Annotated in this window: 14 protein-coding genes; 4 read left to right on the forward strand and 10 right to left on the reverse strand. The window is 57.3% G+C overall.

Going from position 1 to position 11,560, the window contains the following annotated elements:
* Positions 1–35 precede the first annotated feature (35 nt).
* The 3 genes from minE to minC form a co-directional block, all read right to left on the reverse strand.
* On the reverse strand, positions 36–290 hold the full coding sequence (gene minE / locus RGM3321_RS13000; protein WP_002552653.1) for a cell division topological specificity factor MinE: 255 nt from the start codon (positions 288–290) through the stop codon (positions 36–38).
* A complete protein-coding gene (gene minD, locus RGM3321_RS13005; RefSeq protein WP_003382726.1) occupies positions 290–1,102 on the reverse strand; it encodes a septum site-determining protein MinD in 813 nt (270 codons plus the stop codon). The genes minE and minD overlap by 1 nt, the downstream gene beginning before the upstream one ends.
* Positions 1,103–1,333: 231 nt before the next feature.
* Positions 1,334–2,074, reverse strand: coding sequence for a septum site-determining protein MinC (gene minC, locus RGM3321_RS13010; RefSeq protein WP_244393358.1), 741 nt, complete (start codon positions 2,072–2,074; stop codon positions 1,334–1,336).
* Positions 2,075–2,194: 120 nt separating this feature from the next.
* Between minC and RGM3321_RS13015 the strand changes: the two genes are divergently transcribed.
* Together RGM3321_RS13015 and RGM3321_RS13020 are read left to right on the forward strand one after the other, a co-directional pair.
* Positions 2,195–3,127, forward strand: coding sequence for a lipid A biosynthesis lauroyl acyltransferase (locus RGM3321_RS13015; RefSeq protein WP_244393359.1), 933 nt, complete (start codon positions 2,195–2,197; stop codon positions 3,125–3,127).
* A 32-nt stretch (positions 3,128–3,159) separates the two neighbouring features.
* A complete protein-coding gene (locus RGM3321_RS13020; protein WP_244393360.1) occupies positions 3,160–4,341 on the forward strand; it encodes a patatin-like phospholipase family protein in 1,182 nt (393 codons plus the stop codon).
* Between the two features lie 41 nt (positions 4,342–4,382).
* Here RGM3321_RS13020 and RGM3321_RS13025 read toward each other — a convergent pair whose 3' ends face one another.
* The 5 genes from RGM3321_RS13025 to RGM3321_RS13045 are packed head-to-tail and all read right to left on the reverse strand — an operon-like array spanning position 4,383 to position 7,966.
* Positions 4,383–4,619 (reverse strand): Rieske 2Fe-2S domain-containing protein, encoded by a 237-nt coding sequence (locus RGM3321_RS13025; protein ID WP_002552658.1) that lies wholly within the window; start codon positions 4,617–4,619, stop codon positions 4,383–4,385.
* Positions 4,603–5,460, reverse strand: a complete 858-nt coding sequence (locus RGM3321_RS13030; RefSeq protein WP_244393361.1) for an iron-containing redox enzyme family protein — start codon at positions 5,458–5,460, stop codon at positions 4,603–4,605. Before RGM3321_RS13030 ends, RGM3321_RS13025 begins: the two co-directional genes overlap by 17 nt.
* A complete protein-coding gene (locus tag RGM3321_RS13035) occupies positions 5,460–6,257 on the reverse strand; it encodes a dihydrodipicolinate synthase family protein (RefSeq protein WP_244393362.1) in 798 nt (265 codons plus the stop codon). Before RGM3321_RS13035 ends, RGM3321_RS13030 begins: the two co-directional genes overlap by 1 nt.
* Positions 6,247–6,777 (reverse strand): DUF6190 family protein, encoded by a 531-nt coding sequence (locus tag RGM3321_RS13040; protein WP_244393363.1) that lies wholly within the window; start codon positions 6,775–6,777, stop codon positions 6,247–6,249. Before RGM3321_RS13040 ends, RGM3321_RS13035 begins: the two co-directional genes overlap by 11 nt.
* A complete protein-coding gene (locus tag RGM3321_RS13045; RefSeq protein WP_244393364.1) occupies positions 6,770–7,966 on the reverse strand; it encodes a pyridoxal phosphate-dependent aminotransferase in 1,197 nt (398 codons plus the stop codon). Before RGM3321_RS13045 ends, RGM3321_RS13040 begins: the two co-directional genes overlap by 8 nt.
* Positions 7,967–8,183: 217 nt before the next feature.
* Here RGM3321_RS13045 and RGM3321_RS13050 point away from each other — a divergent pair, with 217 nt between their 5' ends.
* Positions 8,184–8,864: an acyl-homoserine-lactone synthase gene (locus RGM3321_RS13050; RefSeq protein WP_347880972.1), complete on the forward strand. Its 681-nt coding sequence runs from the start codon at positions 8,184–8,186 to the stop codon at positions 8,862–8,864.
* A gap of 1 nt (position 8,865) precedes the next feature.
* On the opposite strand, the gene RGM3321_RS13055 is transcribed toward RGM3321_RS13050, so the two are convergent.
* Positions 8,866–9,609 carry a LuxR family transcriptional regulator gene (locus RGM3321_RS13055; protein ID WP_279613996.1) on the reverse strand — a complete coding sequence of 248 codons (744 nt, stop codon included), beginning with the start codon at positions 9,607–9,609 and terminating at the stop codon, positions 8,866–8,868.
* Positions 9,610–9,898: 289 nt separating this feature from the next.
* Between RGM3321_RS13055 and RGM3321_RS13060 the strand changes: the two genes are divergently transcribed.
* Positions 9,899–11,002, forward strand: coding sequence for a pyruvate dehydrogenase (locus RGM3321_RS13060; RefSeq protein ID WP_244393366.1), 1,104 nt, complete (start codon positions 9,899–9,901; stop codon positions 11,000–11,002).
* A gap of 2 nt (positions 11,003–11,004) precedes the next feature.
* On the opposite strand, the gene RGM3321_RS13065 is transcribed toward RGM3321_RS13060, so the two are convergent.
* The gene (locus RGM3321_RS13065) at positions 11,005–11,457 is read right to left on the reverse strand and encodes a MarR family transcriptional regulator (RefSeq protein WP_054098552.1); all 453 of its coding nucleotides are present in this window, start codon (positions 11,455–11,457) and stop codon (positions 11,005–11,007) included.
* Positions 11,458–11,560: the final 103 nt, after the last annotated feature.

Raw genomic sequence — 11,560 nt, forward strand, 5'->3', positions numbered from 1 at the left:
GAAGTGCGCCGATACCGCCGCAAGCGACTGCCTGATCAGCGATCTGGCAGGGTGATATTGAGTTCCAGAATCGAGCAGCTGCCTTGGCTTTCCAAAGCAACCTGAACTTGATCGGACTCGATATTGACGTATTTACGGATCACTTCCACCAGCTCTTTCTGCAGTGCAGGAAGGTAGTCCGGCGTACTGCGCTGGCCGCGTTCGTGCGCAACGATGATCTGCAGACGCTCTTTCGCTACCGAGGCCGTGCTTTCTTTTTTGCGGTCACGAAAGAAGTCAAAAATATTCATTAATTACCCCCGAACAGACGTTCAAAGAATCCTTTCTTCTGCACATCCAGGAAGCGATGTTCCCGGTCTTTGCCCAGCAGGCGGTCAACGGCATCGCTGTAGGCCTGGCCAGCGTCGCTCTGGTCATCGAGAATGACCGGCACGCCCTGGTTGGAGGCTTTCAGGACAGCCTGGGATTCGGGGATCACGCCGAGCAGGGTAACAGCAAGGATTTCCTTGACGTCTTCCACACCGAGCATTTCACCCTTGCTGACACGCTCAGGGTTGTAGCGAGTGAGCAGCAGGTGCTCCTTGATCGGATCTTCGCCGCGTTCGGCACGACGTGATTTGCTGGCCAGCAGGCCCAGCATACGGTCGGAGTCACGCACAGAGGATACTTCGGGGTTGGTCACGACGATCGCTTCATCGGCGAAATACATGGCCAGGTGAGCACCGGTCTCGATGCCGGCCGGTGAATCGCAGACGATGTATTCGAACGATTCCTTAAGCTCCATGAGGACTTTTTCAACGCCCTCCTTGGTTAGTGCGTCCTTATCACGGGTCTGGCTGGCGGCCAGCACGAACAGGCCTTCGATCTTCTTGTCCTTGATCAGCGCCTGTTGCAGGTTGGCTTCGCCATTGACCACGTTGACGAAGTCATACACGACACGACGCTCGCAACCCATGATCAGGTCGAGGTTACGCAGGCCGACGTCGAAGTCGACGATGACTGTCTTGTGACCACGCAATGCGAGACCGGTACCGATAGCGGCGCTGGTGGTGGTCTTGCCCACACCACCCTTGCCGGATGTAACAACGAGAATCTTGGCCAAGGTGTATCACCCCTAGAGGAAAAGGACATTAAGTCCCTGAAGAGCATCTCCTTGCGTCGCGCCCGTCGAAGCATTGTGTCAATTCTGGGGTCTGATTCCGGAAAGGTAGCGTTAAGCTATTACTTTCAACTCATATACCCGCTGAAAAGCAGTGCTTGTCAGAACTTCCTGCCGCCTTCACGACGGTTTCGCGACGAATCAGAGATACTTTGAAAATTGCGGCAGTATCCGTTAAAGACGAATGATGTTCAACACATCACCTGACAGGCTGACCTGGACCGGCGAGCCCCATAGCGGGTCCCGGCGCAAGTCTTCGGAAACCTTATATTGCCCGGCAATCGAAATCAGCTCTGCACTCAACTGCTGACAGAAGATTCGTGCTTTCGTGTCGCCTTTTATTCCCGCCAGTGCCCTGCCGCGCATCGGGCCGTACACATGGATGTTTCCATCGGCCAGAAGTTCCGCACCTGGACTGACCGGCGCGACCACAACCAGATCGCCGCCCTGGGCATAAATCTGCTGACCGCCGCGCACCGGAGCGGTTATCACGCGGGTCGGTTTGATGAGCGGTTCGGGCGGTTTTTCCGGGATCTTTTTCGGCGCTTCGGCTTCAACCGGGTCGATTACGCGCTCACGTGCGCCGGACGGCGGCAGCACCGGAAGATCAACGGCAATGGCTGCAGCGATGTCTTCGATGCGGTTGGCACGGATCGCCAGGGTGCGCAGACCGTGCTGGCGACAGATACGCACCAGCCCGGGGAGATCCACCGGGCCTTCGTTCGGCGCAAGTTTGTCCAGAGCCAGGATCAATGGCGTATTACTGAAGAAGTTGGGGGCTTGTGCCACTTTCGCCGCCAGTTGCCTGTCGAGCGCTTCAAGGTTGGTCCGGGCCAGCTCCATCACAGTGATGGCGAGCATGCTGCCCTTGAGCTGAAATACAGGTTCCGGGTTTTGCGATTCAATCTGGCTCATGGTTGATATACACAACAGCTTGTCGCTAAAAGTGCCGAGACTTATAGCGAGAACGCCCGCGAGCCGCAAGCAGGTAGAACCGTTGTAGAATGCGCGGCCTTTGTTCTGACGGAAGCCCAAATGGATCGCCCGCGCTTTAAAGCCAGTTTCCTTCACCCCCGTTTCTGGCCGTTGTGGCTGGGGCTGGGGCTTTTATGGCTGGTTGTCCAGTTGCCGTTTCGTGCCCTGCTGGCCATCGGTCGGGCATTGGGTGCGGTCATGTACCGAGTGGCCACTGATCGAAAAAATATCGCGTCACGCAATCTTGAGCTGTGTTTTCCTCATTTTTCTGCGGCCGAGCGCAAGCGTCTGCTCAAGGAAAACTTCGCCTCCACCGGGATCGCCTTCTTCGAGATGGCCATGAGCTGGTGGTGGTCGAAAAAACGTCTGGCCAGGCTTGCCCATGTCGAAGGACTTGAGCATTTGCAGAATGCCCAACAAAAAGGCGAGGGCGTGATTCTGATGGCGCTGCACTTCACCACGCTGGAGATCGGCGCGGCGCTGCTGGGCCAGCAACACACCATCGACGGCATGTACCGCGAACACAAGAGCCCACTGTTCGATTTCGTCCAGCGTCGCGGACGCGAGCGGCACAACCTTGATTCGCTGGCCGTCGAGCGCGACGACGTGCGTGGCATGCTCAAGTTGCTGCGTGCCGGCCGGGCCATCTGGTATGCACCGGATCAGGACTATGGCGCGAAGCAGAGCATCTTTGTGCCGCTGTTCGGCATTCAGGCCGCGACCGTGACCGCTACCAGCAAATTTGCGCGTCTGGGCCGTGCTCAAGTGGTGCCCTTCACTCAGCAGCGTCTGGCAGACGGCAGCGGTTACAGGCTGGTGATTCACTCACCGCTACAGGATTTTCCGGGTGAAAGCGACGAAGCCGATTGCTTGCGTATCAATCAATGGGTAGAAAGTGCTATCACTGAATGCCCGGAACAGTATCTTTGGGCGCATCGGCGCTTCAAGAGTCGACCGGCCGGCGAACCGAAGCTATATAACAAACGTAGATAAAAAGCGTCGTTGACCACTGAGGCCAGTTGTAGATGCCAGATACCGCAGTAGTGACCCAGGCTGTAACCGAAGTCGAGCCCGTGACCGGGCTTATTTTGTCAGGTGGCGGTGCGCGTGCTGCGTATCAGGTTGGCGTACTTGCAGGCATTGCCGACTTGCTGCCTCCCGGTTCTCCCAATCCCTTTCCGGTCATTGTCGGTACGTCGGCCGGGGCGATCAACGCGGTGAAACTGGCCAGCGGTGCGCTGCACTTTCGCATTGCAATTCATCAGTTGACCGAGTTCTGGCAGTCGTTCCGCAGCCATCAGGTGCTGCGCAGCGACTGGTCTGGTGTGATTCATCAGGCCAGCCGTTTTTTCGGCCGCAGCCTGATGGGCCTCGGGCGAAATATCCCGGTTGCCTTGCTCAACAGCTCGCCTCTGCGTGAACTGCTCAACGAGCGGCTGGACCTGTCCGGAATCGAGGCCGCCATTGATGCCCATCACCTGCGCGCCGTGGCGGTAACAGCTTTTGGCTATGAATCAGGGCAGGCAGTCACGTTCTATCAGGGCCGCGGCACCATCGAGCCCTGGCTGCGCCATCGGCGTATCGGCCGTCCGACCCAACTGACCGTGGATCACTTGCTCGCCAGCTCAGCCATTCCCTTGCTGTTCGCCCCGGTGATGCTGGATCAGGAATACTTTGGTGACGGTGCCGTGCGTCAGTCGGCACCGATCAGTCCGGCGCTGCACCTGGGCGCCAATCGTGTTCTGGTCGTAGGCGTGAGTGGCAATCCGCGCGGGCTGAAAACCGAAAGACCGGCGCCGCGTGCGCCAAGCGGCATACAGCCAAGTCTGGCGCAGATCAGCGGCCACATGCTCAACAGCACGTTCATCGATAATCTGGAAAGCGATATCGAGTTGCTGGAGCGCTTGAACATGGCCAGCGCGTTGCTGCCTTGCGATCAGATCAGGCTGCCTGGTATGGAGCCGGTGGAAGTCCTGGTGATTTCCCCAAGCCGCCCGCTGGACGAAATCGCTGCCCGGCACCGCCGTGAACTTCCGCCCGCATTGCGCACGTTCCTGCGCGGGCCGGGCGCGACCAAGAGCAGTGGTGCCAGTGTTCTGAGCTATCTGTTGTTCGAATCGGGTTATTGCAGCGAACTGATCGAATTGGGCCGACATGACGCGATTGCCCAGGGTGCGGAACTGAAAAGGTTCCTGCGCCTCACATGACGCCTCCACGGCAGGAGCGAATCCTGCCGTGGGACGCGCTTCTACCTCAGTCGCCGAACCTGCAGGTTGCCACAAGGCGGGCCGCTCAATTGCTCTCCGGTTTCGAGGCTGAACACCGAGAAGTGCAGGGGGCAGGTAATGGACCGGCGTTTCTCATTGACCACTCCATGCTCCAGCCACCCCTCACGATGCGGGCAACTACTCGGTACCAGGTATTGCTCCTGGCCGATATGCACGGTGAACGTGTCGGGACGACGAAACTCAGCAGGCTCGTTCAAGGTTGATCTCCTTGTTGAAGTGCTTGAGTCGACGAGCTTTCTCTACGGCCAGGTCGAATGCCAGATTGGTGATCTCGCGCCCCATGCAGATGCCGCGCCACGCTTTCACCGGGTCCAGATCACCGCTGACGTCCATGGCCTTGAGCAGGCGCTGCCCCTCGATGGCATGGAAAACGTCTATATGAACGTGTTCGGAATAGTAGGTATGAGCCTGGATCTGCAAGCGCTCGCAGAGTTGGGTGTAACACTCGAAAAAGAACGGCACCACGGTCTCGAAGTAGGTAATGACCCCGGCAAACCATGATGGATCATCAGCGCGCATGGCCAGCCAGCAGAACATGTTGGGAAAGGTGAAACCGGAGCTTGAGTTGGCCTCCACGTAGAATTGCAGTTTCAGCGGCATGTCCAGTTCGCGCAGCAGGTCCTGATACAGCGTGGTATGCGAGCGCTTGAGGTTTCCCGAGCCGAACTCGTCGATCATCATGCGCAGCATCGGCATTTGCGCAGGCAGGCTGAGCCTGGGCATCAGATGATAGAAAACCTGCGCTTCGGTCAGACCATCCAGCGCAAACTCCTGAACCAGAATCCGGAACTCGTCGAGCGTCATGTCGCTGCCGACATATTGCGCGCTGGGCGGTACTTCGCTGCTCTCCAGTTCGACCAGTTCGGCCAGCATTCTGCGCAGACCGGCGAGATCACCTGGAACATCCGCAGTCATGCTGCGTTCGATGGCGTCGTCGATCCAGCGCTGCTCGAATGCCAGGAGCTCCTGTGGGATAGGCACGAGTTTTTCGATAAGCGCACGATTGGCCAGAAACAGTTGCTTTTGCATGTTTTCCATTAGGCAGCCTCCTCGGTCATAACCCGGTCGCTGTCGATCACGCCACGGGCTTTAAGCTCGCGCTTGACGTGGGCGTACCAGTCGGACGCACTCAGCAGATACCGTTCATTGAGCGTCGCGATTTCCTGACTGAGCGCTGGCTGTTGGCGGGCAGCCGCCTGCCGACAGAGCTGCGGTTCCAGGTTGGCGAGGGACACCACATTGCCGTCGGACTCCAGTTCGCCAGCCAACTGCATTTCCCAGCCGATAAAGTAGTCGACGCCCTGATGCCGAATGGCATCCACCTGATCCTGCGAGCGAGACATGGATGGCGAGTCCTTGAGGCCAATCACCCTGGGTAACTGCGCGATGGCCTCGAGGGTGGCGAAGGTCTTCTCGTTGCCTGACAGGGCGGCCTCGTTGTACATGAAGATATCCAGACGGGTCGCGTCATGAATGGTCTGGTAATGGTCGATGATCGCCTGCTGACTGATACCGGGAGTAAACGGCGAGGTGAACATCACCGCTTGCGCGCCGGCATCCTGAGCCATCAGGGCAAAATCCAGTACCTCCTGCGTCGAACTGCGCTCAATCCCGGCGATGACCAGCTTGTCGCCTGCATGGCGTAGAGTCAGCTCCAGCATCTGTAGCCATTGCTGGCGCGACAGCCGCCAGCCTTCTCCGGAGGTCAGGCATGGAATGTAGCCGTCGACGTGGGCTGCGAGGCTGCTCAAAAGACGTTCAAGACTGGTTTCGCAGACCTGCGCCTGTTCGTTCAGAGGCGTTACCAGCGGCACCAGAATGGTTTTACCAGACATGTTCAAAGTCCTCGTTGCGGATCACCATGGCACTCGACTGGTCATAGAGACGTTGCAACATCTCCGGGAACGCAGGCTGTCTGACGGGGCTTTCGAACGGCTGCAGGAAAGGCTGCAGGAAAGGCTGCAGGACGTGCAGGCGCAGCAGCTCCGGATCGTGGGTATAAAACGGGATTTGCTGCTCCAGTACCTGCGCCGCCAGCAGTTTCTTTTCGACGGGCAGGCCTTTGAGCAGTGTGTCCGTCGCGGCGCGCTGGAGTATGTATTCGCTGCAACCCTGGCGCTGGATGGCCATGTCGGTGTGCAGTACATCCATGAACGGGTAGTACACGTCCTGCAAGGCACGGCTTTTCTTCCAGATAATGGCGTCGCAAATGCCTATCTGGGCGAAATTCATCTGCACGCTGCTTTCGTAGAACCGGGAAAAGAAACCCAGGGATTTGTCACGCACACCGGGATCGGCGTGGTGCATGCCCATGAACACTGTTGCGTCGATCATCGGCAGGTCGAAGTCAGACATGGAAGTTCTCCAGTGCCTTTGCGATGACCTGAACGGCAGCCGCGAATTCGTCCGGTTTGCGTGCCAGTGCCAGACGGATGTAACGCTGGCCTTTCTCGGGCTGGCTCCAGTAGAAATATTTGCCCGGCAGCACGTACACGTCCCATTGCAGCAGATAAGCCTGCAACTCATCGGCGTTAATGCCTGGAGGCAGGATCTCGAACCACGCCATGCTAGTGTCGATCATCGGTTTCACATATTGCAAAAACCTGCCCTCAAGACCCGCCCGGGCCATGCGGCGGTTGACGTCCAGCACCGAACGCACGGAGTTGAATTCATCGTCGTTGCTGTCCTCGATGTAGCGGGTCACTACATTGAGGATGAACGGCGAGACGTTCAAAAGGACGCTGGTGACGATGCTGTAGATATCGGCGTTGATGTCCTGGCTGGCCATGAGGGTGGCGCATTTGGTGTCTTGCAGCGGCCAGGTCTTGCCAGTGTCTTCCATGACCAGGTATTGCGTGCCGATATCGTCGAGAATCGCGTAGGCGTCCACGCGTTCCCGACCGGCCGCCTTGAAGAACGAGGCGAAACAGAAATCAAGTATCAGCAGTTTGTCGTAATCGCGGCAGTATCTGGCCACTTCGACGAACGTATCCGGCCCGTCGGCAAACAGGCTGGAACCGGTCGGGTTATTGGGGTCGACCAGAAAGATCGCATCCAGCCCGATGGCCGCTTTCTGCAAGTTTGCGTACACCTCGGTCGATGAGGTGAACAGACTTTCATCGAGTGCCGACATAGGCACTTCCATGTGTTTCAAGAGATCGTGCAGGTTGTCGAAGCAAGGCTCGATCAGCCCGACACTCATGTTCTGTTTGCGCAGGTAGGTCGCGGTAATGTGCATGGCGATGGACGCTGCGTAGACGAGATAGATTTCGTCGTGGCGTTTCAGCGCATGGTGCTGGCCATGGAAGGTGAAAAAGGCATGAATGAAGGCCTGCTCACTCTGGTATTGGGTCTGGTTCTGCGCCTGATACCACAGCTCGGGCAGGCTGGCGACGATCATGCGCTGGGTGTCGCTCTGATCCTGATGAGTGTGCGCATCGGCCAGGTTGAAACGGGTTTTGAGGGCAGAGATTTCGTGTTGGGTAATATCGTCCAGAACAGGAACCGCGTTCAAGGTGTCGATACCGGCATATAGACTGTTCATACCATTATCCCTATGGAGTCATTATTGTTTGGGGCGCAGCCGTCCTGGATATCCAGAACGCCGAAGCAGATTTCCTTATTTTCGGCTGAAATAACACTGTACCTAAGTGCAAATAACAGAACGTTATATTTCAAGGTATTGACCTGTTCTTAGGTACAGTAGATTTACCGTTTTAAATACGCGATGCTTCACGCTGGTTGTGCAAGGTGGAGTTTATATGTCGAGCGGGTTTGAGTTTCAGCTAGCCAGTTACACGACGATACCCGTTACGTTGCTGGAAACGCTATATTCCATGCGCAAGAAGATTTTTTCAGATCGGCTTGAGTGGAAAGTTCGTGTGAGTCATGCATTTGAATTTGATGAATACGACAATGCCAATACCACTTACCTTGTTGGAAGCTGGAACGGGGTTCCGCTGGCCGGACTAAGGCTGATCAACACCTGTGATCCCTACATGCTGGAAGGTCCATTCCGCAGTTTTTTTGACTGCCCTGCGCCCAAAAATGCTGCCATGGCGGAGTCGAGCCGGTTCTTTGTCGACACGGCTCGCGCACGCTCGTTGGGTATTCTGCAAGGGCCACTGACCGAAATGCTGCTGTTCTCCATGCACAACCATGCTGCGTTGTCCGGTTTGCAATCGATCATCACGGTGGTCAGCAAGGCAATGGCGCGGATAGTGCGCAAGTCCGGCTGGGAGCACCATGTGCTGTCGACCGGTGAGGCATCGCCAGGCGAGACGGTGCTGCTACTGGAGATGCCGGTGACGGCCGACAACCATCAGCGGCTGCTCGGGAATATTGCCCTCAGACAGCCTGTCACGGATGACCTGCTGCTTTGGCCGATAGCGCTTGGCGTATCAGACCCCGCACCGCCAGCCTGCATGCACAGCGCTGCCTGAGTCAGACCATGCCCATGTTGATGGCTTTGTAGACTGCCTGCTTGGCAGTGCGCACTTCGAGCTTGCTGGAGACGTTGGACATGTGAAACTTCACGGTGCGTTCCGAGATGGAAAATATTTCAGCGATTTCGCTGTACGACTTGCCCATGGCCACCCATTTCAACACACCTGTTTCGCGGGTGGACAACTTGCACTGGGCGGGCTGCGGAAAGAGTTCATGGGGCGCTCGGCTCTTGATCAGGCGGTCATGGAAGCGGATGAGGCTCATCTGGATATCGGCGGCTTTTTCGCGGATTCGCTGATCGAAATCATTCTGCTGCCGGGCATTGCAAAGACTCAGTGCGGCAAAAAGCCCGCTGGCATCGTGCAGGGTGAAAGTGGCCCCCGAGGACAGCTGATATTTGGCCGATCGTTTCAGGAAATCGTCGGTTTCGACGCCTTGAACGGCATTGCGGGCCTCTCTCCAGAAGAATGGCGTAATGCTATGCCAGGCATGTTTGATGATTGGATCAATGAGGTGATAGTTAGAGGCTACATAAGATTTCAGCCAGGAGTCAGGGTAATTGGACAAAATGACGGGTTTGACGTTACGGGTCTTGGGCGTGGAAAAGTAGGCATAGGTGAAGTCGCCAATGTGGTGCAGATCGTTTTCAAAGTCTTCGATCAGTTGACGGAGAGGGGCAGGGGTCCCGTTGATTTTCAACGGTGGGCAGTCAAGTTGGGCTTTCACGGTACGAACCTCCATGTAATACCTTGTTTATTGTTCTGTTCTCGGCCTGGCTGTACTCATTATCCTCATTTGTAATTTAAGTAGTACATGAAAACATGGACTACCTGTGTCTTTTGATTTTGAACACAGGTTAAGGCTGTAAAAAAGTGCTCTTGTTGAAGCATTCGCATGCGAGTGCACGCGTGTTCGGGCGTTGGGCTCTGCACCGTGATCACGCACATTAGGCGGGATTTTGTTGCGATTGCAATCATATTCTTCGTTCCATTAAGGTGCAAGGACGCTTGTCCGACAGCAAGGAGTAGAGATGAACAGCGCAAATGGCCACCAGTTGGCGCCGCAAACCCGGGTCGCAGCGTTGGCTTGCATGGAAAAGATTCAAGCGGCTGCGGGGCTTGCACTGCGCGGGTGCTGTTCACCCCTGTTTGCGATGGCCGACATCGTTGAGCGCCTGACGCGAGACCCGTCTACCTCGCGGCGCATATCGGTAGTGCGAGCCAGCAAGCACATGGTCTGCGAGCAGGAGGGCGTGCTCGCCAGCGCCTGGCCTTTGCGATTTGCTGCACAGGCCGGCAAGGTCGAATTGCCACTGATCTACATGATCAGCAGCGAAACCTCTGCCGAACTGAGCGCGCTGGCATCGGAATCATCCCAGCGTGGAATTTTCTGCAACGACATCGAGACGTTGCCATCTCGCTGGCCCAAGGGCGCTCATCCGTGGCTGCCGTTGTGGCTCCTTTCAAACCGCAAGTGTCAGCCTTACGACCCTGCGGATGCCGCGGAGGCTCGGGCTATCACGCTGCACGCCTTGCACAGCCTGTATGTTGAGGGCCGGGCCGGTTTCTATTACATGGCGTTGCATGACGAATCCAATGATCAGGTCAGTGCGTTGAGCGAGACGCAGGCTGCGGCGGCTGTGCAAGGTATGTATCGGGTTGGCGATGCCGTTTCCGGCAATGACGGCCGTCGTGTGCGCCTGCTGGGCGCGGGCCTGGCCTTGCGTTCGGTGCGTCAGGCGGCCAGCCTGCTAAAGGAGCACTGGAATGTCGATTGCGAAATCTGGAGCTGCCCCAGCTATACCCGACTGGCGCGCGATGCCGACTCTGGCCGACGCTGGAATCGCTTCCATCCCTTGAAGACCCCTCGGTCCTGGCACTTGCGTGATTGCCTCGGGGAAGGGCACGACGCCGTGGTGGCGGTCACCGGTTATCCGCAGGCCGTGGCCGAGCAACTGCGTGAACATGTCCCCGGACGGTTTGTTGCCTTGGGAGCCGATTCCGCTGCGCCGCAAGGTAAGCCTGCAATCAGCCCCGAGTGGATTGTCGTTCAGGCCCTGACCGCGCTTGCGGAGGGCGGGCAACTGAGCTACGAGCCGCTGAAACTCGCCCTGCAACGCTATCGGCTGGTCTGATGTCAGCTTTTACTGCCACTTTGTCGGGCTGCCAGTGCGGCACGCTCCAGCGCATCAGCAAACACGCGGCGCTGCGGGGCGTCGAATTGCGCCAGAAACAGCTCGTCGACCGCCGTTTCGTAGATCTGCCACATCTGTTTGCGCAGTGCCCGGCCCTTGTCTGTGATCGCTGCCACCGCGCCCCGGCCGTCGCTGTCGGACCTGTGGCGCTCCACCAGCCCTTCGCTTTCAAGGCGGTCGATGAGGCGGGTCAGGTTGTAGCGTTCGATGGCCATGACATCGGCCAGTTCATGCATGCGGCGCATGCCCTGAGGCCCGCTTTCCACACCCCAGAGCGCGTCATACCAAGCGTATGGGGGCAGCTCGGCCGCCGCCAGACGTCGTTCGATTTCGCGAATAAGACAGCGGTGCGCCCTGACGAATCTGAACCACGTATCCGGTTCGGCTGACGACATGAATCACCTTTGTCTGAAATTCTTGAGGGTTGCAATAGTAACCGAGCACGGGATAAATTCCGGCATGTGATTGCAATTGCAATCAGATTTTTCAAGGCAGACG

Source organism: Pseudomonas sp. RGM 3321, assembly GCF_022836805.1.
GTDB lineage: Bacteria > Pseudomonadota > Gammaproteobacteria > Pseudomonadales > Pseudomonadaceae > Aquipseudomonas.